Genomic DNA, 25,209 nt, shown 5'->3' with positions numbered 1-25,209 from the left:
TTACCTATGGCGACTCCATGATCTTTTACTAAAGCACCCGTTAGTTGAAAATGATTCAATTAAGATGATATTTATACGAAAGTAAAACCAATTATTAGAATTATTGCCATCAAACTAAAGAATGACCAATTAACAATTCGTTTTTCTTTTACTGTAAGAAATTTGGATTCCATAAAATTTAAACTATTTAGGATAAAAATAAGTCCAAAGAATATGAGTCCATTTCCTATGACATCATCTGTGATTAAAATGTACCTTATACCAGCAATCAATATTAATAAAGTACCTATATATCCAATGATAATATAAAAGTAATGGTTCTTTTTCATATCCACCAACTTCCACTCCCTCTCTGCAAACCCTTCTTTATGTATGCCTTCTTATTCAACTAACCTGCCGCTTTAGTTGAACAAGAAAGAGCCATCTAAACAGACGAGAATTACCTTCAATGCGTATTAGCTACAATTAGAAATTCCATTTCACCCTTGCGTAAATAACGAGCATTATGAAGTTTGCCGCAGCACTAATAACCGTACCGTAAGCAATCGCAGAAGCACCAAATGAGCCCATCATCAAATAAATAACAGCTACATTAATGCCTAAAACGCTAATCACACTAAATATTACCGGCACTATCGAATTGCCTTTTGCATAGTAGAATCTAGTGATATATGTATTCGCAGCGAGGAAAAACATTGACAGTGAAAATGCACGAAATATTGGTACCGTTAGCAAGACCGACTCCCTAGTAAATTCCTCACGTTCGAAAACAAGACTTACAAGCGGTTCTGCAAAGAAATAAGCAACAGCCGTTGCTGGAACGAGTAGTACGACTAGGTAGAGCATTCCCTTTTTATAGAGTGCCCGAATAGTCTGAACGTCGCCCTCTCCCTCTTTTCTACTCAGGAGAGGATAAATGACTGTTGTCACTGCGGTCATCAAGATTGCTTGAGGAAGGCCAGTCGATTTCGAGGCAATGTTAACCGCAGTAGTCACTCCTTCTCCAAACTGCCCAGATACAATCCTATGAATGAGAATATAGAACTGTAACGAGGCTCCACCGAACAATATCGGCAAAGCGATGATCCATAACCTCTTAACATCTTCAGTCATGCCAAAAGATGGTTTCAACGAATAGAGTTTCGATTTCCGAAGTCCCACATAAAGAAATCCACCCATAAACAGTGCACCAAACAATGCACCAATACCATAAGATTCAGGTCCGAAATAACTGGTTAACAAGACAGCTATTCCGACAAAGGCTGCATTATAAAGAAAAACTGCAATACTGGACAAGTTGTATTTACCGGTTACATTAAGCAATCCGCTCATCCATGTCGATAGGACTAGAATGATAGAAGAAGGCATCATCCAAAGGTATAGGTTGCGTAACAATGCATACTCTTCAGCACTCTGACTGTTGAAGAACAGTCTCAAAGTTGGATCTGTAAAGATGATTAATGTAACTGTTATGGAAACCGCTGTCACAAGAACAGTCGTAAGCGAGTTACGAACGTACAAAGCCTTATCTAATTTAGTCGAATGATAGACGGATATAAATGCCGTCGTCAATCCACCACCAACAACGAGGTAAATGAAATTCGGAATTGTATACGCTTTTGCAATTGCATCAGCTGTAGTCGACGCACCATACTGATTCGTTATCGCTATTTCCCTAATAAAACCAAGTAACCTGGCCAGTATATTAATGATCGCAACTGCCCCAAAAATTTTCATAATTTTACTCATATACAACCCGACCTTTCTAGGCAGAACGATAAATCAACAACAAGTTCCCGATATTGTGAAATTAATTTGCATAGCAGATATATCAATTCTATCAGAATTATCACTTATAATCCTCTTAGCCTGTTATATTGAAGTTGTATTGAACATTAGCTATGAGAACTTTTCTTAGTGTTTTCCCCCTTTGTATAACGCAATATGTCCCGATTGTTGAACACAAGTTAAACAACACTCTTCACTAACCTGCCTCGTTAGTTTAAGTGTAATGTTTCACAAACTTTCATAACGAATGGTTTCTGATTGTCCTTTTAAAGGTCTTTCAAAAATCAATTTTCATTGTATATTGCCCCATTAGTATAATAAGTTCAACAAAAAGAGCGTTAATCCCTTCCAGAATCAACACTCATATTTATTTCATCAGTTTCCTCAAAACCCTTTTATTCAGGTTCAACTCGTTCGAAAACAGCTTTATTTTCATTAATTCCTTATTCTTTGCTCGATTTTCAGTCGTTTTTGCGTTAATCCTCTTATAACAACCTCACCAAAGTTTAAAAATAAAGATCACTTGCTTTCCATAAAGCTCACACATTTGCTCACATAATTATTTTTTTGAGTTAATCTTATTTAACTCAGTTGATTTTACTCTAACTTAAAGCCTTAATAAAGCACGCTTTTTCATACTTAATTTACTGAATTAAACTAGCTTGATTAAGTTACTTTAGCCTTTAAGGATCAACGCATGCAAATTGAGATATGATTTGAAGGACTACCTTCCCTTTTGTACGTCCGCTTTCTACATGCCTATGAGCCTCTACGATTTGATCCAAGGGATAACACTTCTCTATAACTGGTTTTACTTTCTCTTCCTCTATAAGCCCCCGCATGAATTCTAGATCCATGTCATTAGGATTTGCAAGATGCAGCTTAGCTTTCTTTCGACCGATTAAGGAACCAACCAATAACTGAACTGGGTGATACATAGGATAGAGGGGGTTTTCTGTTATATAGACACCATTCTCAGCTAGTGAACGTAAACAACTAAAAAAGGTCGTTTTACCAACAGCATCCAGTATGATATCGTACTTTTGTCCGTTATTCGTGAAGTCTTCCTTCGTATAATCGAGCACGTAATGTGCACCGAGATCTTTCACCCACTGCAGATTCGAGGTGCTGCAAACCGCGGTTACTTCAGCCCCGTAGTAATTGGCAAGCTGAATTGCAAAGTGCCCGACACCGCCCGAAGCTCCGTAGATCAAAACCTTATGTCCCAATTTTATCTTTGCTACATCTCGCAAAGCCTGAAGAGCTGTTTGAGCAGCACATGGTACGGCTGCAGCCTGTTCGAAAGTTATGTTTTTCGGCATATGACTTAGTCCACTCTGTGGAGGGCAGACATATTCTGCGTGGGATCCGAAGCAGCTTCCGTAGACATAGTCGCCAACTTTAAATCTTTCTACATTTTTACCGACCGCTTCAACGATACCCGAAACGTCAATCCCCAATATTGATGATTTTGGTTTTTTAAGACCATTATCTAATCTGGTAGGCAAATAACCCTTCCGATATAGACAATCAAATTGATTGACCGAAGCGTTATGCACTCTGATCAGTACCCGATCGTCATTCTTTATAGGTGGTAGTTCAACTTCGTTTATCCTAAGGACCTCCGGGGATCCATACGAACTGTAAACGGCTGCTCTCATCTCACTAACCTCCCAGAATATTTTTCAATTCGTTATTAGTTATACATTTTATATAATTCGCTTAAATAGCCATAAATTCCTTTACGTAGAACAAAGCCTAAAACTGTACTTAGAACAATTGATAAAAGTAAATACATAATACTTTCTCCCTATGATTACATTAATTCCTTATTGAACTAACCTGCCACTTTAGTTGAATAAGAATAAAGTTTGTATACCTATTAGTACTGAATGGATACATAATATAGACATAACAATCCATATAGCATATTTAGAAAAATACTTAAGTCTATTATTTTCAAATGTTTTATTTAACAAGTAAAAAAAACCGATTACCCAAATACCATTTTTAAAAAAAGTAGTAATTATGTTTTCAAACGTAACGAACATTAAAATGAAAAATGAGTCCAATGAAATCCCTCCACATCTAATTCCATTTTACCACAATTAACCAACATCTTTATTCTACTAAACTGCGGCGTTAGTTCAATAAGAAAAAAGCTTCACTCCTTCTAGAAGTAAAGCACCCGGTAGTTTAAAAAGTGAAAAGATAAACAGTATTTCAACTTTAATACCTATTTTTCCAATCATCATAAAAATCTTTAATGGTTGAATGTATTGCATTTAGAGTAATTAAAATTAAGTACAGCATCATAACCGTAGCAATTTCCCCTGTAAAAAATGCAATAACAGCAATAACAAATATCCAAAAGTAAAACATAGTTTTATTCATTTAAAAAACCTCTCTCTTCCCCTTTTTTCTATCCGAATTTTAACACAATGCTTATAGTACTAACCTGCTGCGTTAGTTGAGGAACACCTTTTCTTCTACTGCACATTTTGGTCGAATTACGACTAAACTTGTGAAATATTACCTTAAATTTTTGAAACTTATATCAATATTATCCGTATTTAAGTGGTGAGGTGATAATATGTCAAACCAGAAATTTGTTTGTAAATCCTGCGCTGGTACTACTTATACCCAAGGTAAAGTTAGTCATGGCTACGCTTTGATAAGATCAATTAATAAAATCTTTTCTTCTGGATCATCACTCACCTATACTTTCTGTAAAGATTGTGGAGAAGTCGCATCCATCAAGGTTGATAAACCGCACAAATTTTGAGCTGAAATTTAGCTCTTTTTTTATGTCGTGTTTTGTGCCAAATGCGGCATAAAAAGAATGGAATATTCATATCTCTTATTCAACTAAACTGCACCGTTAGTTCAATAAGAAAAAAGAGCTGCTTACGCAACCCAATGATCTTTAACTAATGGACTCGTTAGTTGAATAACAAACTATTTTGTTCAGTCGGATAAACAATTGAGTAAACGATTTCAACTAATATTCCAGAAATGCTAAAGAAATAAAAAAACAAAAACATCTATTCCACAATGATGTTTTAGTTTTTTTTGGCTATGTTAAAGGAAAAGGTTGATTTATTGTTAAATGGTATTATAACGCCTACCCTACATCAAATATAACAGTTTCGCCTCAACTGGATATTTATGTTAAAATACGAATAACACATCAGGTTATTTATATGCTATTTTTTGGGGTAACTAATAATAAAGGTGGTAATAGAAATGAAGTCGATTCGTGTTTTAGGTCTAGTTGTCTTAACGGCTTTGTTGAGTATAGGCAGTACTTATTTATTTTTGGAAAAGAACTATGAAAAAGAAACCTCTATAGTTGTTGAAAATGTAGTAGATAGCAGTTCAAAAGAAGATGAAAAAAAAGAGTTTGTATCGACAGTGGATTACACCTTTGGTTGGGAAAATAATTTTCATTCCAATATGATTGATGAATGGAAAATTGGAAATGAACCATTTGTTGACAATCTAGTGGAAGAAGTGATTCAACAAATGGCGCACCAAAAGATTATTGCTGATGAAAAAGAAAGTTCAATTATGATAACACCAGAAAGAACCGATATTTTGATACAGATGGTAGAAGAAAATAAAGACAAATATGAGCATTATGAAACATATTTAGATATATTAAAACGTTGGAAAAAGGGTGATTTTTCAAAAGTTGACAATGATCATAATGCTTTGATGAGTATTCAAGGGTCGAAAACTGGTGGTGTAGCGACAGGTATCGCTACAGAAGAACAAGAGATACACTATATATTCCAAGTTTTCGCTAAGGAGGTAGATGAAGTCTTTGGTTCGACAGAAAAACAGAATTAATAGATTGTTGTTTTCTTGATCTCGGTAAGAATTTATCGATTGAAAAATCGTGTAATGCAAATGCTTTTTTAAGGTGTCAAAAATAAAATTATATAACAGCTGATATTCTGCGAAGTGCATAAGAAAAGACCTACATTAGAGGTCTTGATTATAACTGCTATTTAGTTAAATCAATTAACTTGTCAGTCATTTCTTCTGAGACCGTAAAAATGGTGTGTGTATCATCAGTTTTCATCAACGTGCTTTTTTCACCTTTTTCACCAATCCATAAATGAAAACCTTGTTCTTTCTCATTGTCATAGATAAGATTCATATAAAACTCTGGATTAGCCATATCTACTATTCCATCTTCTTTTACAGCATTTGAGATTATACTTTTTAATGTCTCGATTGATTCATCATCTTCAAAAATTGTTGCACTACCACTATTTCCTTTTGATTTTGAAATACTGATCTTTGTAATTTCTCCATCAACTTTCAATTTTTCGTTATCTTTTGACTGATGTTCAAAGTTAGTATTATTTACATCTATTGTGGTGTTATCTTCTGATTGGCAACCTAAAAGAAATACAGACATAAAAGCCAATGATAAAACAAGAAATATAATCCTTCTCATGTATTATTACCTCCAATCCAATTGTCTATATTATTAAAGATAGACGAAGCAAATCCTTTTAAGTTTCAATTATTATAATAATCTGGTTTTTTAAATAACAACAAAATTTATAAAGACAGCCTTCATTGAGACTTTTTACATTTCCTTCGATTACTATTAATATCTATCTATAATTATCATAAGCAACCCCATGAATTTTAACTAAAGCACCCGTTAGCCATCCATGCAGCACAAAATCAGTGCTGCACCACAGAGAATGAAAATGTTTAGGAAGTGTCAATACTGATACTGACCTTAATCCAGTCAACCGTAATCCATAGACTTATTTATGCTCTCCTCTTTTTTTACGATTAAGTAGGGGTCTTCTTAAGTATTGTCATTTTTCTTTTCTTGAAGAAACTAATTTTCATGGTAGTTGGATAAAAGTTATTTCTTCTTTCTTGTTTGAATGTATTTTTCCGTCAATAATCCCGCATTAAACACCGATAAAATCATGGTGAAGAAAAATATTACCCGAACGGTTGGATCCCTCTTGTCAGCAATAAACTCAATACTAGAAAAATTAACATAAACAAAGCCAATAGCAACAAATACAGATAAGATAAATTGCCCTTTTAAAGACTTAATCATAAAATGCCCCCTATAAATATTATTGAACTGTCCTGCGTTAGTTTAAGAAAAAAGTGCCACCCCCAGACTTGAAGTAAAGCACCCCTTCTCGTTCAATATTTTACATATATTAACTTATTCAACACATTCGCAAAAAAAACCTCTTCTTCAACTAAACTGCTGCTTTAGTTGAAGAAGAAAAAAAACCGTCTAAGCAGCTCAATGAGCCTTCATTAAAGCACCCGTTACTGTAAGTTGTAAGTGTAATACTTCACAAAGTCAGTAAAGAACAAAAAATAAAAACACTCCTATGAGATACCACTATTGATGGTACTTTTTAGGTGGTATACTGGAGATAGATTACTTATCTAATAATGTAGGGAGGTTTACGCGTATGGAGGTAACATTTACAGTAAGCAAATGGGATGAAAAGCCAGTCGATGACACTAGAAAAGATTTCCCTATTAATATTGCCCATGTCGAATATGATATTGATGGTGAATTAAAAGGAAAAGCTTTTGTTGAATATTTATTATATTATCTAGAATCAAATGCAGAAGATGGTCACATGGCCACTTCTAAAATTTCCGGATTTCTGCATTTCGAGGGAACTTATAAGGGAAAACGGGGGACATTTACAGCTATAGAGCAAGGAATATTTGATAAAGGAAATCTAGATTCTCCGGCAACAATCATCAAAGCCACCGGTGAATTAGAAAGCCTGAAAGGGTCCTATAATTATAGGTTTGCAGGTCAAACCAGTAAAATGATTCTAGACTTTGAATTTTAGCAAAATACCCTATAGTTTAGTAAAAGGGCATCCCCTGTAATACCAGGAATGTCCTTTTCGTCGAACGAGCTTGTTCAACTAACCTGCCCCTTTAGTTCAATAAGAAAAAAGCTTTACCTCTTCTTGAAGTAAAGCACCACGATACTTTAATAAGTTATTATGTTCCTTGAAGTTTTATTGTGGTGTACTACTATAAACTACTTCACCCTCACTATTGTAAGCAATATATTCAGCATCATATATTTCACCACTTTTGGTTCTAAACAATCCAAATTTCTCATCTGAATCCTTAGCAAGAAGTTTAAAATTATGAATTATATCCCTACCTTTGACAATTTTCACGCTATCTATTTCTTTATCGAATACCCTTAGTAAAACAGCATTAAATTCTTCTTCATTGCTAAAAGGAGAATCGAAAAATGAAAGATGGATTGGTTCAGTTATCCCTTCTGGAATAAAGGAATAATCTCTTTTTTTCTTCCAAGAAAACAACGATTTTTCAAGATACATTTCCATCTCAGTACCATCAGCCGTTTTGGAAAAAGCAACTGATTTATTGTCATCAATTACTTCAATATGATTTATGTTTGTAACGTTCGAATGGTTTTTAATTTCACCTGCTATTTGTTCCTTGTCATCTCCTCGTGGCAAGAGCCAAAATAAAACAAGAACAATAGCAATAATAACCCAAATAATGACTTGTTTATTTTTTTTAAACACCCAAATTCCCCCTATAAGTTTTAAACCTTCTTCCACTAAGCTGCTTCGTTAGTAAAAACACAACTTATGTCTATAATTCTATTAAGTTGGCAATAATCCCTTTAATAATAATATTTTAGGGGGAATGGAATTGTTACTTTCAAAAGCATGGTCTTTGTTTGAAGCTGACAAACGAATAGAGGGCTTTTCGCCGCAAACGTTGAAGGCCTATCAGTTACAGTCTTTGCTACTAATTGGTTATTTTAAGGATGTAGAGATGGAATTGCTGGATACAATTCAACTGAAGGAATATCTTGCTATATCGTGCAAGCATTTAAAACCAGCCAGTCTAGCACATCGTATCCGCTTTATAAAATCGTTTTTTCGTTGGTCTCATGAAGAAGGCTACCTGAGCAAGAATCCAACTTCCAAGATTAAAGAGCCAAAAGTGGGTAAGCGGATACCCAAGTATTTAACCGAACGGGAGATTGAACACCTTCGTGAATCCTGTCATTCCCCAATGGAAAAAGCGATTTTTGAATTCATGTTTTCTACCGGTTGTCGAATTGGAGAAATAGTTGCGTTAGAAAAGAACCATATTAATTGGTCCAATCAGTCAGCGATTGTTAGAGGAAAAGGTGATAAGGAGAGGGAAGTTTATTTCAATATACGTTGCGACATATGGCTAAACGCTATATTGAAAGCCGGAATGACAATAATCCTGCCATCTTTGTAACAGCAAGACAGCCACATAAAATGAGTGTCGCCAAATGCGATACATCATCAAGCGGATCTCCAATCGTGCGGAAATTAACAAAGAGATTCATCCACACCAACTTAGACACAGCTATGCAACTCATTTGTTGAATAATGGAGCTTCTATTGAAGTCATACAAAGTCTTATGGGGCATGAGAAAAGTGAAACCACAAGGATATACGCTCAATTGAGCGGGAGGCTAAGGAAGAGTATTATCAGAAGTACTTTTAAATATAAAAATAGCAACGTCTTAGAGACGTTGCTCTACTTGACTAAGGCACCCGTTAGTGAAGTAACTCTTTTTTTAATTTCACTTCGTATAGTCGCATTGCACTTAAATCCCCTCGATATTCAAATATTTCTTTTGAAATTAAATCTCGGAGTCGATAATCTATCCATTCATCTCCAGTGTATTGCTGCATATGACCAATTACTTCACCAATCAAACGTGCCGACTTCATATAATCATATGTACCTTGTTCTTTATGTAATTTCTTTGCACAATGAATGATAAAATCATCACCTCGTTCAATATTTGAACCCCTAAGCTCACCATGCTCCCATGTTCTCAAATGATTTTCAATCAGCATTAAATTCTGTCCTTCGTCACTGAGAGAATTACGTTTTGCAAAATTTATTGGTCTAAGCTCAAATTGTTCATAAAATTGAAGCAGTTTTTCGGGAGTCAATTCTCCTGATGAACGAGGAAACTGTTCCTCTTCTAACATAGGATATGTAAAGAACTCGTGAAATACATTAAACGTATTGAGTTCGAACACATCATTGACTTTATTTTGCAATAAATAAAGGACAATACGCAGACCTGTTTGCTCAGCAGCGTTCTCACATGTCCAAATAATCACCTTTTGATAAGGTGGTATCGCTATTATTTTCTCGATTGCTTTTAACATTCCCTGTTTATATTCTTCAAGATTTTTGAAGTCATCACGATAGTTTTCCTTAAACCATTGAAAACGATTTTCTATCCCTTCTTTTGTTTGAAGTGATTCAATTGGACCAACCGATAAAATATCGGGTAACACAATGATTTCTTCTGTTTTTGTATAAGTAGTTTTACGAAATGCGAATTTTAAGCTACCTGCAGTCGAATCACCAAATACAATATGTACCGTTTGTGGATGCTCTTTTTTCTCTTCCTTTCTCGAAACTTGAATCAATGATTTTTTCATTTTCCGTCTCCTATAAACTACCTTTTTTTTTATTTTTCATAAGTTATGTTTACCATAACCTTCTTTCACTAACGTGCCCCCAAAAGGTTAATCTTATCGTTTTATTAAAGAACCAATTTAATAATATAATTTCTTTTTTACTTTAAATTGAGGACTGGTGATTTATTTTGCTTTTGCGATTCCTTTTTTAAACCTTACATTGTTTAACCAGTCAATAATTGCATTAGCATCATAATTTGGGTGAATTCTTTCTCTATTTTCTAATGCCCAATATTCCGAATTCTTCTCCTCGTCAAAAATCCAATTTTTCATTATATATGAGGAAGATTGATTCCCCTCAGTACTAGTTAAATCATATATCAAACCGCAATCATCATTTATTGCGTATAAAATAGCCTCAAAGGTTTCTCGGTAGTCTGAAAACACCTTTGTTAGACTTTTTATTGTTATTTTTAGTTAAATTGATTTGCTTATAACATGTTCACTATAACTTAGTAGTTAGCAAAAGAAATGGACTATTATCAACTAGTTTCAATCATCCACTCACATTTCATCAGCAATTGATTTCCATTTAACTCCGCTGATAATTTACCATTCATTTTTATCATTAGACTTTTTGCTATAAATAATCCTAAACCTGTACCTCTTCTTGTCCTTGTTTGATCTGCTTTATAAAAACGATCAAAAAGAAAAGTAAGATCTTTTTCTTTTAACTGTTCAGCGGGATTCATGAAATTAAGTTGAACAGATGATGGATTTTTAACTAAATGAATAGTAACATCTCCACTCGAATGCTTAATCGCATTGGAAATTAAATTTTCAATTACACGTTTAACAGCTGATGGATCAGCCATAATATAAATTTCATCCTCTGGAATAAGGATTGAAGGATCTATTTTTGCTTTACTGAAATCATCATAAAAACCGATTAATACTTCAAGTAACAATTTATTCAATTTAATATTTTCTACTTTCAATTGATAATCGACTGATTCTATAATCGATAGTTCAAAAAAATCATCTAATAAAACCTTTAATCTCAGTGCTCCATTTTTAATATTTGCCAGGTATTTAATCCTTTTCTCAGGACTTATACCTCCGGATTCTAAAAATTGTATATAACCTAAAATAGATGTCATTGGGGTACGAATATCATGTGAAATATTTGCAATCGCCTGCTTTAATTCATTTTTAATCCGTAGTTTCTCTACAACTGCCTCGTTAGTTAAATCAATTTGTTCATTTATATTTTTAGCTAAATTCTCAAGATCTTTGTCATAAAAAGTAAGGTCTATTTTCTTCGAGATTACTTTTTTGTTTAACTGATTTAGTTGTCGATTAACACGTTTTAGTTCCTGTTTCAATAAATAAAAGCGAATGAGGATAATAAATACAGTTATAACAGATATAATTACTATATAAATCATCATTTCACTCGCCTTTCTTTTTGGTTTATTTAACTTCTTTCTTTAGGAATACAAAAACGCCTAATATTCCAAATGTCAAATAAGTTAAAATAGGGATAAGTACTAATTGAAATACTTCTATGCTTTGCATAGCATTTATATTAATTATGTCATATGATAACTTAAACACCGAATTGTTATAAATATATACAAATAAAGTATATTTAAGAGATAACGCGAACATAACACCATCAAATAGAAGGAATATAAAGAGTAACAATCCAATCGTTTTTCCACTATCCGTAAATATTGTTGCAAATACCATCATAATTGATGCAAATGCTGCTGCATACAGCATGATAAAAAGAATTGTTTGAACAAAATACTTTAAATCAGGCATACCGTTGAATTGAAAATAAGTAGCACTAGCACCTGTCATAACAATTGGTAATATTACCGAAATAATGATTGCTCCGAATGTAAATACCATTAGTTTGGAGAAATAAATCCTTATTCTACTATTTCCCGAAGATGCAATACTTTTCATTGTACCAATAGAATATTCACTAGAAATAAAATAACCCGCCAAAAGACATGGAACTAACTTTAACACATAATTGTTCCTACCAATGATATTACTATATAATTCGTCAACCCTTATTAGCTCTGATCCATCGATAAATACGCTTATAAGTGGAATAAGAACAGCAACTGCGATCAATATCAGTGTCAGTGTTCTAAAAGACCTATCCTTACTTAACTTAAACAGTTCTGATTTTAATAGATTACCCATACTGAACTCCCCCAATAAGATTCGTAAAATAACTTTCCAAATCTTGACCCATTGACTTAAATTCTTCAATGACCAACCCTTCATTAACTAATGTTGTGGAAACTATGCCTGGTTGATTAAGATACTTATATAGTCTAATCACACCATCTGGCATAACCTCGAAATCATTAGTAGAAAGGACAGTTTCAATTATGGTTGCAGCTTTTTCGGTATTATCTACTTTAATATACAAATATTTCTGACATTTTTCTTCTAGTTCATTAAGAGACATTTGCTCAATCAATTCTCCCTTATGAATGATGCCAAAATGAGTAGCTAATAAATGCAGTTCACTTAAAATATGACTAGATATTATTATAGTAATTCCTTTTTCACTATTAAGTTTTTTCAATAACTCCCTTATTTCTACAACTCCCATAGGATCTAATCCATTAATTGGTTCATCGAGAATTAAGAATTCCGGATCTCCCAATAGAGCAATTGCAAGACTAAGTCTTTGTTTCATACCTAAAGAAAAATTCTTCGCCTTCTTTTTTCCCGTATCAAGAAGCCCAACGAGAGTTAGTGTTTTTTGGACACATTCTTTACCCGGGACGCCTTTTAGAAGTCTATGTGCTTCTAAATTTTCAGCAGCTGTCATATGTGGATATAATGCAGGCTCCTCGATCATAGCACCAATACGCTTTCTAGCTTGAATTAATTTCCTTTCACTCGTTTCTCCAAATAGCTCTATCGTACCCGATGTGGGCATTGCTAATCCAGTCACTAAACGAGTTAGTGTTGATTTACCTGCACCATTTTGGCCAATAAAACCGTAAATGGAACCTTTTTCAATCGAAAGGTTCACTTTATTTAAAGCAAACTGATTTTTATATCGCTTTGATAATTGATTTGTCTTAAGAACATAATCATTCATATATGTACCTCCCTTACGTGATACATTTAGTATAGTAAGAAGAACATAAGAGAAGCTAAAGTTAAATCTAAAGAAAACCTTAAGTTTTAAGACGGTAGCCCATTCCCCATATCGTTTCGATATATTCGACACCTGGATTTTCCTTAGACAGCTTACTTCTTATATTGCTCATATGAACATTAATGATATTATCTTCACCATAAAATGGTTCATTCCAAACTCTTTCAAACAAATTTTCTTTCGTGAAAATTTTGTTAGGAGATGACATAAGAAGGACTAAAATATCGTATTCACGAGCTGTAAAAGCGATCACTTTCCCCTCAACAACTGCTTTTTTAGCTTCTGTATTAATAATTAAATCTTTGTGCATTAATTCTTTATTTGTTGAAAATTCATGCATACGTCTATATCTTCTCAAATGGGAGTCGATTCTCGCTGATACTTCATCAATATCAAATGGCTTCGTAATATAGTCATCCGCACCCGATCTTAGTGCATCAATTTTAGTTTGCTGTTCCAGTTTTGCTGAAATAATAAGGACAGGCATGTTACTTTGTTCAGCTATTTTTGACAGAATTTCATCTCCATTCATACCAGGAAGCATTAGATCTAGTAATACCATATCCCAATCTTGCTTCTCCAAGTAAATCATTGCTTCTGTTCCTGAGAAAGCTGACTGAGAAACATATCCACTTTTTTCAACGATATGACATAATAATTGATTTATATCATTGTCATCTTCAACAACCAATATATTGATTGATTGAACCATCATTATCAACTCCTTTTACTGTAAAGCTTGTCCATATTACATAATAAATCATCAATATGTAAACATTTAATTACCTTCTATTGTAAGGTCGAACTTCAGCTTTACTATCACTTGTTTCATCGAAACTAATATTAAACAGTATTACTTCTTTTTCCTCGTTCAGCTATCTCCATTGTTAAATGATAAAATAAACACCTTATTTAACTAACCTGCACCGTTAGTTTAAGTGTAACATTTCACAATGGAATTCTGAGATCTATTTGATGTTTCGAATAAAAAAATAGACCATCGAAGGTGATGGTCTTGTATAACTAAAGCACCAGTTAGTTTAAGTAAAATCCTTCACAATCTCCTTTAAAAGTATGTAAGGTAACTCCCTAACAGACACCCAAGCCCAATCAATAAATAAATTGTTTTTGTAAACCAATATGGTATTTTATCTGTCCAACTCATTATAAATTCAAGAATGACAAAATTACTTGGACCAAAACCTTCTTCTTTGTGAATATTTTTATTGTGTCTAATCCCAATAGCAATAAATCCTATACCGAAAATTAATAATAAAATACTTTCCATTTAAAATTCCTTTCTAAGTTTAAAACCCTGCTAGGTTTTAAAATTCATAAGTCGGTTCTTAAGCTAACCTGCTCCGTTAGTTCAATAAGAAAAAAGGCTTTACTCCTTCATGAAGTAAAGCTTCCTATAGAACACACTAACTGTTCTATTTAAAAAATCCCCTTTTTTTGAATATTAGCATTTATTTATCACTATTAATGTATTAACATTTCTATGAGTATAGTTAACATAAGGGGGTGCTATTATGATCAAATCATTAAAGGGTCAATTCATTCTTTCATCCTTTACATCATCGATGTTTACCATTTATATTTTTATGCTGTTCAATACACCAATTCAAATAGATAACGTACAGGTAAATATTTGGATATTTGCCGCATTGGCAGCGGTTTTTAATTTAGGTGTACAATCACAAAGGTATTTTCAATCCAAAAAAACAGTACGGTAAAATGGTTGTACAACTACATTGATGTAATGCTGTTATTTAGTAAAATAAAAGTTAGTTAATAACCAAATGGATCAATGTGGCCAAAATTCAATTTACTTAGCGCTTTTGTTGGTTTGGAATAAAGATTGATTAAAACACAGCTACAAATGCTGATTCTAATAGAAAATCATAGCCCCTATTTTGAACAAAGATTGTTCAAAAAGGGGCTATTTTTTATTCCTGTATAGGGCTTTTTGTAATAAAGATTGGTTATGATTATTTCGGTAAGCGAATATTTAACTAACGCACCCGTTAGTTGAACAAGCACCTTCACTTCTATTACAAATTATGGTCGGACTGTCCATTACCACTAAAGGATAATCCTAATTTTTGCATCGTACAAATATGGTACAATTAGAAAAAATAGGATCTAGGGGGGTTTAAATTGAACATTGATTTAATCTATACTCTTTTTATATTAACTTTAATATTGGTAGGTGTACTTTCTTTCACTTTGTTTCTAAGAAGGCTATTAATAAATGCAAGCTTGCGGAATTACCATTCTAAAGAGGTTCAAACTAAACTGGATAGAATCATTGATTTACTTGAAAAAGAGCGTTCATAGCAGTCATAACAGTCAAGTCATTTCCTAAGCATCAATATTGATGCTTTTTTTTGTCTTAATGAGACTTTCTACTACATAATTTGTGTCAAATGCGACATAAAAACTCCCCTTCTCTTATTGAACTAACCTGCTTCGTTAGTTGAATAAGGATATTAATTTGTTGTTTCACTAATCACTGATAATGCAACTTTGTTATTAGGTTCATTCTTAAGAATTTCATTAGCAATTTCTAATGCTTCTTCGTTCCCCAATAATTTATCTGGAATCGCATTAAAGAAAAGTATGTATTCTTTATAATTCATATCATTAGGTGATAAATCCGTTGCTTTTTTTGCATGGTGGAATGCTGTCTGATAAGCACCTTCTAAATGATTTAGTGCCATACTAAAAAGGTACGAGGCTAGATAGTGAAATTCGGAAGATTCTTCTTCAAGTAATAAATAGCTTATAAATCCATACGTAGCAATGTTTTCATTGTCATAGGCTAATAGGAAAAGGGTTTCTCTCAAAGAATCCATATCCATCTGGGAAGCTAATTCTTTGGCTTTTACAAAATCACCTAGAAGTATCGCATCATTAAATTTCATCAAACAAATTCTCCTTATAAATATTATTCAAAACCCTTGAAATCTTCACTATTCATTATAGCCTTATTGAACTAACCTGCTGCGTTAGTTCAATAAGAAAAAGCTACCCTTATAGGCAGCCACTTGTTTAACTAAGCACCCGTTAGTTGTTAGTTGAAGATTCCTTTTTATTTCTTATGGACTTCGACATATATTGTTCCAAAAAGCTTATCATCTATATATGCGTCCAATTTCCACATACCATGTTTGGGTAATGACAAATGGGATGGCTCGTGTCGATCTGCACCATTATTTGGTCCACTAAGACGTTCTACTCCCAACAAGGGTACTTGTTCTCCGTCATCTTGGTTGCTAGCAATAACTGTGAACTTCCCATCAAGCTCTTGTTCATCTCCCCAAACATGCCACATGTACTTTTGTGTTTTATCTGGATAGAATTTCAGTACCTCACTATCATCATATATAAAACCCAAACGTCCTTCTTCCCCAATCATTGTGTAACCACCTGATTCAAAAAGAGGACTCTGTTTCCACTTTTCTTCTTTATTCTCTGTTTTAGTTAAGGCATCAGCCTTTTCCTCGACCACATTCTTACATCCGGTTATTATCAAAAGAGTAATGAATGAAACTATTAAAATAACACACTTTTTAAACATTAATCACGACACCCCCTTTTTATAACCTATTCTCCCCGTGAACAAATATTCCTTCTTCAACTAAAGCACCTCGTTAGTTCATTTATTCTGTTTCTTCTTTTGGATTACGTCTGCCTATTAAAAAACCTGAAATAAGACCTGATAAAAACAAACCATATCCATTTGGAGAATAATCATTCGTAAAAACCCCCCATATAAGCCAGCCTATCAAAGAACCCAATATTGAATAAAATAGAATTTTCACTATCCTACCTCCTCTATTTATTAGTTAATTTCTCCAATCCTCTTCGAATTCCTTGTTCAACTAACCTGCCCCGTTAGTTTAAGTGAAACATTTCACAATTGATCACCGAAATCTACTTAATGTTTTGGACATAAAAATAGAACATCGAAATGAACTGCCCCGTAAATGTTAGACACCAACTAACATTTACGGGGTGTTTTTATGTCTAAATATACAGTAGAAGTTAAATTACAAGCGCTGGAACGCTATTTAACTGGAAACGAAAGCTATCAAACTATTGCAGAAAGCATTGGCGTAGCTAAATCTCAAGTCATTACTTGGGTGAAATTATTTGAAGCACAGGGTGAAAAAGGGTTTAAGAAAGGCTATACAAGCTACTCATCTGGGTTTAAACTAGACGTACTTAATTTTATGAACGAAACAGGTGCGTCTTTTCTAGAAACGGCAAGCAAATTTAATATTTCTTCTCCGAGTACTATTTATCAGTGGGAGGAGTTGCTTAAGACAAAAGGATTGGACGCGCTAAAAACAAAGAAAAAGAGGCGTCCATCCATGAAAAAGGAAACCAAATCGAATGACAAAAAAACAACTCCAGTTGAAGGATCTATGGAAGCTCTACGAGCTGAAAATGAACGTTTGCGTATGGAGAATGCCTACTTAAAAAAGTTGAAAGCTTTAGTTCACGAACAAGAAAAATTACAAACAAAATCAAAGCGCAAGTAATTTTTGAACTAAAGAAACATTATGAAGTCGTGGATTTAGTTCAAGTCGCTGACATTCCACGCAGTACTTATTACTACTGGGAAAAACGATTGAATCAAGTAGATAAATATGAAACAGTAAAAGAAGCGATCAAGATCATTTATCACGAACATAAGGGTCGGTATGGCTACCGCCGCATCACGAAAGAACTGAAGAAATACGGATTTAGGTATGACCCGAAGACCATCAATCGCTTAATGAATGAAATCGGTTTAAAATGTGAGGGCCGTATGAAGAAGTATCGCTCTTATAAAGGAAACGTTGGGAAAATCGCTCCTAATATATTACAACGTGATTTTAAGGCGGAGAAAATGAATCAAAAATGGGTAACAGACGTGACCGAATTCCATCTCTTTGGAGAAAAACGTTATCTGTCACCTGTTCTAGATTTATGTAACGGTGAAATTATCGCATATAAAGTCATGAATCGACCGGTCTATCAACTTGTAGGAGATATGTTAGACGAAGCTGTTCAGCGCCTCCAGCCAGGAGACGAAGTCATCCTTCATTCTGATCAAGGCTGGCATTATCAAATGAAAAAATATCAACAGACATTACAAGCACATCAAATTACGCAGAGTATGTCTCGTAAAGGGAACTGTTTAGATAACGCAGTCGTTGAAAATTTCTTTGGCCTATTAAAGTCTGAACTGCTTTATTTACAAGAGTTTGAGAGCATGGAGCATTTTGAAAAGGAATTAGAAGAATATATGGAGTATTATAATCACAAGCGAATGAAGGCAAAATTAAAAGACTTGAGCCCGGTAGAATACCGAACTCAGTTCTTAGAAGCAGCCTAAATTATTTGTCTAACTTTATTGGGTCAGTTCAAAATGATGGTCTTGTTAAACTAAGCACCCATTAGTTGTCAGCTGAAGATTCCTTGCTATTCCTTATGGACTTCGACATATATTTTTCCAAAAAGCTTATCATCTATAGGCGTCCATTTTCCAGATACCTTTTTTGGGTAATGACATATGGGTGTGGTGGGATCCGTCTGCTCCGTTAATAGGGCCAGAAAGATGTACAGTTTCTGTCAAGAAAACTTGTTCTCCTTCATCTTGGTTGGTAGCAATAACTTTTAACCTTCCATCAAGTTCTTTTTCATCTCCCCAAAAATGCCACATGTACTTTTGTGTTTTATTTGGATAGAATTTAAGTACTTCACTATCATCGTATATAAAGCCCAAACGTCCTTCTTCCCCAATCATTGTGTAACCATCTGATTCAAAAAGAGGACTCGGTTCCACCTTTCTTCTTTAAACGCTGTATCGGTTTGTGCATCAGCCTTTTCCTCGACCCCATTATCACATCCAGTTATTATCAAAAAAATAATGCATGAAACAATTAAAATAACACACTTTTTAAACATTAAACCCGATACCCCCTTTTTATTAACCTATTCTCCCCAAGTACAAATATTCGTTATTCAACTAATGCACTCCGTTAATTTAAGTACAATTATTCACAAACTTTGTTATAACATATTAAGTTTTCACTTGAATTTCCCATTCTTTAAAGTATTCAACCAGTTCTTTATGTAATTTCACATCAGTATTCATAATTTCGCATCCTCTGTCATCATAAATGTGAAAAATACACTTCGTCCTTACATTTACGAAGAAGATATCAGGTGCATATATACAATACTTTTTTCTTAATCGAGGATTCAAAGAGTAAAAGTCCTCATGTATTAATGTTTTTAGAAGGTATTCTAATTTTAAATCTGAAACTTTACAGAACAATTCCATTTGCTGAACAAAAACATCATCTTCATCAAATTGCCAAATAAACTCGTGCATGCGTAATGAATACTTTCTTTGTTGTACTTTTACATAACGTTGAAAAAAGTTTGGATATACTATTTTATTTGTTTCACTCGGATATGAATTAACAACAACAATTACGTCATCCGTCTTTTTAAACAACAAAGGAAAAATTTCAGCTACTTGTCTATATACGGTGTGAAATCTCTTCATATTAAGTTTTCCATCATCATTAATCTGATAAATATCCTCACCTAACTCAATGTGGATTCCTAAATCCAAAGAATGATAAATACGTGGTGTTAACAATAAACCTTTATAATGTTCATCCATTAATTCTGTTATTTGCATATATATATCTTTCCTCCTTATTTGCTATTTTCTATCTGTTCAACTAAACTGCGCGTTAGTTTAAGTGTATATCTTCACAAATTTATTTTTATTTTAACATAGCCTATAAAAAAGACCTGAATAAATTCAGATCTCTAACCGATTACATACTTTTTAATTGTCTTCGAAATTTTATCTATGTCAGTTACATTTAAAACTCCGACTTTAAAAATTAAATCATCTTTTTTGAATTGATTTAATTTGAAGCAATGAGCAACCGATGGTTTTAACAAACCGATTTCTTCCCAAGACTCAAGAAAAATATCATAAGCTTTTTTAGGTGGAGAGCTTACACTACTAACTTCTATAAGAGTAGTACCAGCATTTCCAACAATAATTCCCGACTTATTTTTTCCGTCCTTCGAATCTTTATAAACCCATACTTCACCTTTAGCTACATTCATTAGTATTCTTCCTCGTCATCTATTATTTTTTTGATATGATCTTTTATAAAAATATTGATCATAAAGAGTTTCAAGCAACTTCCATCTTACTTCACTTTTCATATTCTTAACTTCTTCAATGACTTCTACGGTTGTTTTTTCACTCACTTTTTAATTGCTCCATTTCTACTTCTCAACTTATATGTTGCGACACCAATAGAGAACCACTGATAGAGTTCGGGACGATCTTGATTAGATTAATAAATGTTGTATATTTCCCCCTATTTCTGTGTAACCTAAAAAACAATAACTATATAAGGGAGGGTATATATAAGCATGGCACATCTAAAACTCAAAAAAGTTATGCCTTTAATCACTCTGCTCTACTTTGCATTCCTACTCTGTGCATGTGGTAACTCAATCACTAATGCAGAATCCAAAAGTATAGAGGATTACCCAGTTGGAGTACAAGATGGGACTGTTAGCGCTGAATTTTATGATAGGTTAAAAAACTACTCTACATCTGATAATCAATATCAGGACGAAATCGGAGAAATGTTAAACAGTATTGATGAAAATCCTAAACTAATATATAGTAGTGAATTTGTACAAAAATTTAGTGAGGACATATCAAAATACAATGACTTCCTAATTGAGAGTAATTTTATTGGTACTACGGACGCGGAAAAAGAATTTAGTTTAATTTTAGCTGATATTACTGAAAATCAATTAGCAATAAATACATCTCTTGAAAAATACATTACATCCAAAAATATTTTACATTTCATTCCTATGGCAGTCCGGTTTAACTCTGTTGAAACTAAAAGTGAAGAATTCGTCAAAGCACTGAAAAATTATAATATTTATGAGTAAGTTGTACTTAATGGACTGAAATGATTCCAGTCAATACTAACACAGAATCCATAATTATAATTTGATACTTCTAAGAAACACTTGCTAAACTATTAATTTCAAGGCCTCTATAATTTCTTTAATTCGGTATGGTATGTAATAGAGTTCTTTATTCTGTCTTTATTTATCGATACCTTCAAATTACAGATTTGCTACCAATTGCGGTACTTTTAGTTATACATTTTATTGGCATTTTGCAGTTTTGGACTTCATTACAGAACCCGTTATCAGTCAAATGCCTTGTTAATTCTTATTGAACTAACCTGCTTCGTTAGTTCAATAAGAAAAAAGGCTTTACTCCTTCTTGAAGTAAAGCACCCGTTAGTGATGTATTTACTTATTAGGGTTTAATATAGGTGTATTTTTCTCCCAATCTCCCCCACCAATTTGTTCCCAGTATTCGCCCGTTTGTTTATCAAAAATTCTAAAATAGTCAGAAACTATCATTATATGTTCGTAACGGTTTTCGTTTTGTACTTTCTCATTTTGCCTTTCAACATTTTCACTATTATTAGTCTTCAAAAGCTTCAGAAATGAACCAAGAACTAATAACAAAACATACACCTAAAAAGATAATCGAAAATGCCTGTAAATTCTTATTCATTCAACTTTTCCCCCTTTATTTTGACCCTCTATATTTTACCACAAATATCCAATCCAATATTCAACTAACCTGTTGCGTTAATTCAATAAGAAAAAAGCTTCACTCCTTCTTGAAGTAAAGCACCCGTTAGTTGAACAAGGAATATTAAATAGCTATATTTTAATCAATTTTGCCATTTCCAACTAACTGAGTACCTTCAGGCAAACCTAATTGTCCAAAAGTATATGTATACCTTCCTCTAATAGGTTATATATTCTAGAATCTTCTATCATCACCTTATATCTCTCTTTGTTTTGAGTATTATCATTAGTGTTTGAACCGACTACCCACATTTTTTGATACTTACCAGGTTCAATATTGTGGTCTTTTTCCTCAATATACATAATCATTGAACTACTATTATAGAGCTCGTTAGATTCTTCTCCCGAAAAATAAATATAGATGACGAAAGATAATAAGAGAAACATCACAATTACAAAGATTACATCTCTCCTCTTTTTTTAACGATTAAGTAGGGGTCTTCTTAAGTATTGTCATTTTTCTTTTCTTGAAGAAACTAATTTTCATGGTAGTTGAAAAACTTCTCTTTTACTTAGTTCCACCAGCAACAATATCAGCCCTTTCATAAGGCTTATGTTTTTCCACATAAATATCTTCTGAAATCATCCAATTATTTTCCCACATTTCACGGGCTTCTTCTCCGTCTCTATCTAGACCTCTTGAAAGACGTTTTTCTCTTGGACAATCAACCCATATTTTGAAATCATATTTATCTGATAATTCTTTTCGAATAGAATATACGCCTTCGATTATTACAATGCCACCAACAGGAACAGTATGCCATTCTGTTAAGCTATCCGTTTCCCAATCGTACCGTTGATAATGTCCCTCTTTTTCTTGGCTTATTGGTTCCAGCACCTGATTTAAAAGACGTTTCCAATCAAAATCAGCACCAATAGTTTTTTTGTTGGATGTGTATTTATAATTTGAGAGGAAGGAAGGAAAAAATCATCCTTATGAACAATCGTTACATTAGAAAATTCTTCTTTTATTTTATCAGCAAATGTACTTTTTCCAGAACCTCCACAACCGTCTATCCCGATCAAGAGTGTAGATTGCTTTTTAGAAATTTCATTTATACCATTTACTAATTGTTTGAAAGAACTAAATTGACCCTTTATTATTTTTAAATTTATCTTAATTCACCACCTTCTGTTATTCACTAATTTTGTTAGTTCTCTATCCGTCATATAAAAACCTTTACTTAATAAACTAACCTGCCCCTTTAGTTCAATAAGAAAAAAGAGCTGCCTAAGCAACCCCATGTTCTTTAACTAAGCACGCGTTAGCCATCCATGCAGTCCTGCTTCACCACAGAATATGCAAGAAAATTACGTTCTTCCATGATAGTTTTAGTACACCCCTTCACAATCCAACTATTACTTTAACAATACTATGCATTTAACCTTTCCGTTTTTCATGCATGTACTTCATCCATTTTTTTAGCTCATAACTACAAATAATATACCCGATACTTGAGAAGGCATTTACTCCAACTGACAACTTCCAAATAAGGGGATGTGAGGTATAGATACCTGCTGCTATCCCTGTGAATCCAAGTAGCGTTAACTGGAATAACTGCTTTTTATGATTTTCATAAATAATAAATTGAAATTGTCTTCTTTGTTCGGTTTCCTTTAAATGTTCTAATGTTTGAGGTGCATTTAAAAATTCTGTAACAGAATGAAAGAACTTAAACATAGGCTGTGACTGAATCCATTGCCAAACAAATGACCATTTATTATTCCCTTGTTTATTTAACCATTCCATAAAAACAGGTTTACCTAGATCCATGAGTTCCTCCTCTGGTGCCAAATTGCGGAGGATTCCTTCAATCGTTACGAAAGAACGACCTAAAAAGACAAATCTTGTTGGAACCTGAATGGGTAGTGCTTGAATCATATCGTTCATTTCTAATTTTAATGCGATAAGATCCATTTCTTTTAATTGAGCAGGTTGGAAGGACATAAATTCAGCTAATAGCCTTTCGATCGTTCTTGATTCAGCATCAGGGAGCAAAAACCCTAAATGAGACAAGCAAACAACAGCTTTAGCATAATTTTTCGAAAGAAAGCTTTCAATCAAACCTTGAAAATTAGCAGCATCCTTTTTGGTGATTTCCCCTACCATTCCAAAATCAAGTAGGATGATTCGTCCTTCCTTTGATACAAGTACGTTTCCTGGATGTGGGTCAGCATGGAACGTGCCAGGCTCAATCCATTGAGGAAGGAACACTTCGATGAGCCGTTGAGCCAACTCATGACGGCTCACTTCTAACTGATCTAAAGCCCCCACATTTGTGAGTCTTATTCCTTCAACCCATTCCATCACCAGTACCTTTGACGTACTAAGCTCCGAATACACAGAAGGAATTTGTACAACATCGAAATCCTTAAATCGTTCTCTAAAATACAGTATGGATTTCAGCTCTTTTGTAAAATCAAGTTCTCGTTCTATCACTTGTTTTAGTTCCTTAAACAAGACTTTAAAATTAATAAACCCTTTTGGAACGGGAACAAAGTGATCGGCAAACCAAATGATGATCGCTAAAGTACGGAAGTCAATTTGTACAATCGAATTAATATTAGGACGTTGCACTTTAATAGCAACCTTTGTTCCATCTTTCAAAACACCTTTATATACTTCTCCAATGGATGCTGAAGCAATTGCATCTTTTTCGATTGAAAGAAAGTGATGAGTAAGGGAATTTCCCCATTCCATTTCAAGAATTTCCTGAATATCACTCCAGTTAGAAGGGGGAACTTTGTCTATAAGATCTTGGATTTGGCTTATAAATGCATTGGGCAACAAGTCGGCACGAATACTGAGCATCTGTCCGATTTTGATTAGTAAACCTTCTAATTCAAAAAGTGTTTTTCGAAACCTTTCCCCTATTTCCCCCCAAAGTTTTTCCCATTCAGCTTCAGGCTTTTTCCGAATTTTATACCAATAAACTTGAATGAAGATGGAAAAGGACAAAGATAGCACCTTTGACATCCGAACCAACTTATTCTTTGTTTTCATCACAA

28 protein-coding genes and 2 pseudogenes are annotated in these 25,209 nt (G+C 33.5%); 8 read left to right on the top strand and 22 right to left on the bottom strand.

The features are described 5' to 3' along the window. Nucleotides 1-71: 71 nt before the first annotated feature. From MHH81_RS08750 to MHH81_RS08735, 4 genes are all read right to left on the bottom strand, one after another. On the bottom strand, nucleotides 72-329 hold the full coding sequence (locus MHH81_RS08750) for a hypothetical protein (RefSeq protein ID WP_340920173.1): 258 nt from the start codon (nucleotides 327-329) through the stop codon (nucleotides 72-74). A 136-nt stretch (nucleotides 330-465) separates the two neighbouring features. Further along, a complete protein-coding gene (murJ, locus tag MHH81_RS08745) occupies nucleotides 466-1,749 on the bottom strand; it encodes a murein biosynthesis integral membrane protein MurJ (protein WP_340920171.1) in 1,284 nt (427 codons plus the stop codon). Between the two features lie 722 nt (nucleotides 1,750-2,471). Further along, nucleotides 2,472-3,449 (bottom strand): NAD(P)-dependent alcohol dehydrogenase, encoded by a 978-nt coding sequence (locus MHH81_RS08740; protein WP_340920168.1) that lies wholly within the window; start codon nucleotides 3,447-3,449, stop codon nucleotides 2,472-2,474. Nucleotides 3,450-4,017: 568 nt separating this feature from the next. Beyond that, a complete protein-coding gene (locus MHH81_RS08735) occupies nucleotides 4,018-4,182 on the bottom strand; it encodes a hypothetical protein (protein WP_340920105.1) in 165 nt (54 codons plus the stop codon). 852 nt (nucleotides 4,183-5,034) lie between these two features. Between MHH81_RS08735 and MHH81_RS08730 the strand changes: the two genes are divergently transcribed. After that, on the top strand, nucleotides 5,035-5,640 hold the full coding sequence (locus MHH81_RS08730) for a DUF6241 domain-containing protein (protein WP_340920166.1): 606 nt from the start codon (nucleotides 5,035-5,037) through the stop codon (nucleotides 5,638-5,640). Between the two features lie 157 nt (nucleotides 5,641-5,797). On the opposite strand, the gene MHH81_RS08725 is transcribed toward MHH81_RS08730, so the two are convergent. Together MHH81_RS08725 and MHH81_RS08720 are read right to left on the bottom strand one after the other, a co-directional pair. Continuing rightward, on the bottom strand, nucleotides 5,798-6,256 hold the full coding sequence (locus MHH81_RS08725) for a hypothetical protein (protein ID WP_340920164.1): 459 nt from the start codon (nucleotides 6,254-6,256) through the stop codon (nucleotides 5,798-5,800). 426 nt (nucleotides 6,257-6,682) lie between these two features. Next, complete coding sequence (locus MHH81_RS08720; protein ID WP_340920161.1) at nucleotides 6,683-6,886, bottom strand: hypothetical protein; 204 nt, start codon at nucleotides 6,884-6,886, stop codon at nucleotides 6,683-6,685. Between the two features lie 373 nt (nucleotides 6,887-7,259). Here MHH81_RS08720 and MHH81_RS08715 point away from each other — a divergent pair, with 373 nt between their 5' ends. Further along, nucleotides 7,260-7,655: a DUF3224 domain-containing protein gene (locus MHH81_RS08715; protein WP_340920159.1), complete on the top strand. Its 396-nt coding sequence runs from the start codon at nucleotides 7,260-7,262 to the stop codon at nucleotides 7,653-7,655. Nucleotides 7,656-7,829: 174 nt separating this feature from the next. On the opposite strand, the gene MHH81_RS08710 is transcribed toward MHH81_RS08715, so the two are convergent. Next, a complete protein-coding gene (locus MHH81_RS08710; protein WP_340920158.1) occupies nucleotides 7,830-8,375 on the bottom strand; it encodes a hypothetical protein in 546 nt (181 codons plus the stop codon). A gap of 130 nt (nucleotides 8,376-8,505) precedes the next feature. On the opposite strand from MHH81_RS08710, the gene MHH81_RS08705 reads away from it, so the two are divergent. Together MHH81_RS08705 and MHH81_RS08700 are read left to right on the top strand one after the other, a co-directional pair. After that, nucleotides 8,506-9,090, top strand: coding sequence for a tyrosine-type recombinase/integrase (locus MHH81_RS08705; protein ID WP_340920156.1), 585 nt, complete (start codon nucleotides 8,506-8,508; stop codon nucleotides 9,088-9,090). A gap of 34 nt (nucleotides 9,091-9,124) precedes the next feature. Then, nucleotides 9,125-9,241, top strand: a pseudogene (locus MHH81_RS08700) (tyrosine-type recombinase/integrase); the annotation flags it as partial. A 154-nt stretch (nucleotides 9,242-9,395) separates the two neighbouring features. On the opposite strand, the gene MHH81_RS08695 reads toward MHH81_RS08700, so the two are convergent. The 6 genes from MHH81_RS08695 to MHH81_RS08670 form a co-directional block, all read right to left on the bottom strand. Further along, entirely contained in the window at nucleotides 9,396-10,301 is a 906-nt protein-coding gene (locus tag MHH81_RS08695) for a DUF1835 domain-containing protein (RefSeq protein WP_340920154.1), read from the bottom strand. A 521-nt stretch (nucleotides 10,302-10,822) separates the two neighbouring features. Continuing rightward, entirely contained in the window at nucleotides 10,823-11,731 is a 909-nt protein-coding gene (locus MHH81_RS08690; protein ID WP_340920152.1) for a sensor histidine kinase, read from the bottom strand. A gap of 22 nt (nucleotides 11,732-11,753) precedes the next feature. Continuing rightward, on the bottom strand, nucleotides 11,754-12,500 hold the full coding sequence (locus MHH81_RS08685) for an ABC transporter permease (protein WP_340920150.1): 747 nt from the start codon (nucleotides 12,498-12,500) through the stop codon (nucleotides 11,754-11,756). Beyond that, a complete protein-coding gene (locus MHH81_RS08680) occupies nucleotides 12,493-13,416 on the bottom strand; it encodes an ABC transporter ATP-binding protein (RefSeq protein ID WP_340920149.1) in 924 nt (307 codons plus the stop codon). Before MHH81_RS08680 ends, MHH81_RS08685 begins: the two co-directional genes overlap by 8 nt. A gap of 79 nt (nucleotides 13,417-13,495) precedes the next feature. Continuing rightward, entirely contained in the window at nucleotides 13,496-14,188 is a 693-nt protein-coding gene (locus MHH81_RS08675) for a response regulator transcription factor (protein ID WP_340925194.1), read from the bottom strand. 354 nt (nucleotides 14,189-14,542) lie between these two features. Continuing rightward, nucleotides 14,543-14,764, bottom strand: a complete 222-nt coding sequence (locus MHH81_RS08670; protein WP_340920148.1) for a hypothetical protein — start codon at nucleotides 14,762-14,764, stop codon at nucleotides 14,543-14,545. A gap of 244 nt (nucleotides 14,765-15,008) precedes the next feature. Here MHH81_RS08670 and MHH81_RS08665 point away from each other — a divergent pair, with 244 nt between their 5' ends. After that, the gene (locus MHH81_RS08665) at nucleotides 15,009-15,212 is read left to right on the top strand and encodes a hypothetical protein (protein ID WP_340920146.1); all 204 of its coding nucleotides are present in this window, start codon (nucleotides 15,009-15,011) and stop codon (nucleotides 15,210-15,212) included. A gap of 424 nt (nucleotides 15,213-15,636) precedes the next feature. Then, on the top strand, nucleotides 15,637-15,816 hold the full coding sequence (locus tag MHH81_RS08660; RefSeq protein WP_340920144.1) for a DUF4083 domain-containing protein: 180 nt from the start codon (nucleotides 15,637-15,639) through the stop codon (nucleotides 15,814-15,816). Nucleotides 15,817-15,968: 152 nt separating this feature from the next. On the opposite strand, the gene MHH81_RS08655 is transcribed toward MHH81_RS08660, so the two are convergent. From MHH81_RS08655 to MHH81_RS08645, 3 genes are all read right to left on the bottom strand, one after another. Then, the gene (locus MHH81_RS08655; RefSeq protein ID WP_340920142.1) at nucleotides 15,969-16,406 is read right to left on the bottom strand and encodes a hypothetical protein; all 438 of its coding nucleotides are present in this window, start codon (nucleotides 16,404-16,406) and stop codon (nucleotides 15,969-15,971) included. Between the two features lie 164 nt (nucleotides 16,407-16,570). Then, nucleotides 16,571-17,059, bottom strand: coding sequence for a hypothetical protein (locus MHH81_RS08650; protein ID WP_340920140.1), 489 nt, complete (start codon nucleotides 17,057-17,059; stop codon nucleotides 16,571-16,573). A gap of 82 nt (nucleotides 17,060-17,141) precedes the next feature. After that, on the bottom strand, nucleotides 17,142-17,303 hold the full coding sequence (locus tag MHH81_RS08645) for a tRNA U-34 5-methylaminomethyl-2-thiouridine biosynthesis protein (RefSeq protein ID WP_340920137.1): 162 nt from the start codon (nucleotides 17,301-17,303) through the stop codon (nucleotides 17,142-17,144). Between the two features lie 201 nt (nucleotides 17,304-17,504). Here MHH81_RS08645 and MHH81_RS08640 point away from each other — a divergent pair. Continuing rightward, nucleotides 17,505-18,865, top strand: a protein-coding gene (locus tag MHH81_RS08640; RefSeq protein ID WP_340920135.1) for an IS3 family transposase whose coding sequence is annotated in 2 segments (ribosomal slippage) — nucleotides 17,505-17,961 and nucleotides 17,961-18,865 — 1,362 coding nt in all. Because the reading frame shifts where the segments join, the coding sequence is not laid out codon by codon here. Between the two features lie 129 nt (nucleotides 18,866-18,994). Here the strand turns inward: MHH81_RS08640 and MHH81_RS08635 are convergent. The 3 genes from MHH81_RS08635 to MHH81_RS08625 all read right to left on the bottom strand — a co-directional run bounded on the left by MHH81_RS08635 (nucleotide 18,995) and on the right by MHH81_RS08625 (nucleotide 20,625). Next, complete coding sequence (locus tag MHH81_RS08635) at nucleotides 18,995-19,276, bottom strand: hypothetical protein (protein ID WP_340920133.1); 282 nt, start codon at nucleotides 19,274-19,276, stop codon at nucleotides 18,995-18,997. A 276-nt stretch (nucleotides 19,277-19,552) separates the two neighbouring features. Then, complete coding sequence (locus MHH81_RS08630) at nucleotides 19,553-20,182, bottom strand: DUF3885 domain-containing protein (protein ID WP_340920131.1); 630 nt, start codon at nucleotides 20,180-20,182, stop codon at nucleotides 19,553-19,555. Nucleotides 20,183-20,316: 134 nt separating this feature from the next. Beyond that, nucleotides 20,317-20,625 carry a hypothetical protein gene (locus tag MHH81_RS08625; RefSeq protein ID WP_340920129.1) on the bottom strand — a complete coding sequence of 103 codons (309 nt, stop codon included), beginning with the start codon at nucleotides 20,623-20,625 and terminating at the stop codon, nucleotides 20,317-20,319. A 315-nt stretch (nucleotides 20,626-20,940) separates the two neighbouring features. On the opposite strand from MHH81_RS08625, the gene MHH81_RS08620 reads away from it, so the two are divergent. After that, the gene (locus MHH81_RS08620; protein WP_340920127.1) at nucleotides 20,941-21,477 is read left to right on the top strand and encodes a hypothetical protein; all 537 of its coding nucleotides are present in this window, start codon (nucleotides 20,941-20,943) and stop codon (nucleotides 21,475-21,477) included. 372 nt (nucleotides 21,478-21,849) lie between these two features. On the opposite strand, the gene MHH81_RS08615 is transcribed toward MHH81_RS08620, so the two are convergent. From MHH81_RS08615 to MHH81_RS08605, 3 genes and pseudogenes are all read right to left on the bottom strand, one after another. Then, nucleotides 21,850-22,071, bottom strand: coding sequence for a hypothetical protein (locus tag MHH81_RS08615; protein ID WP_340920125.1), 222 nt, complete (start codon nucleotides 22,069-22,071; stop codon nucleotides 21,850-21,852). A 637-nt stretch (nucleotides 22,072-22,708) separates the two neighbouring features. Next, nucleotides 22,709-23,301 (bottom strand): annotated as a pseudogene (locus MHH81_RS08610) (uridine kinase family protein). A 280-nt stretch (nucleotides 23,302-23,581) separates the two neighbouring features. Continuing rightward, nucleotides 23,582-25,204 (bottom strand): ABC1 kinase family protein, encoded by a 1,623-nt coding sequence (locus tag MHH81_RS08605; RefSeq protein WP_340920123.1) that lies wholly within the window; start codon nucleotides 25,202-25,204, stop codon nucleotides 23,582-23,584. Between the last annotated feature and the right edge of the window lie 5 nt (nucleotides 25,205-25,209).

This window comes from Psychrobacillus sp. FSL H8-0484, assembly GCF_038005325.1.
In the GTDB taxonomy this organism is placed as follows: Bacteria; Bacillota; Bacilli; order Bacillales_A; family Planococcaceae; genus Psychrobacillus.
This window is presented reverse-complemented; position numbering and strand designations above follow the sequence as displayed.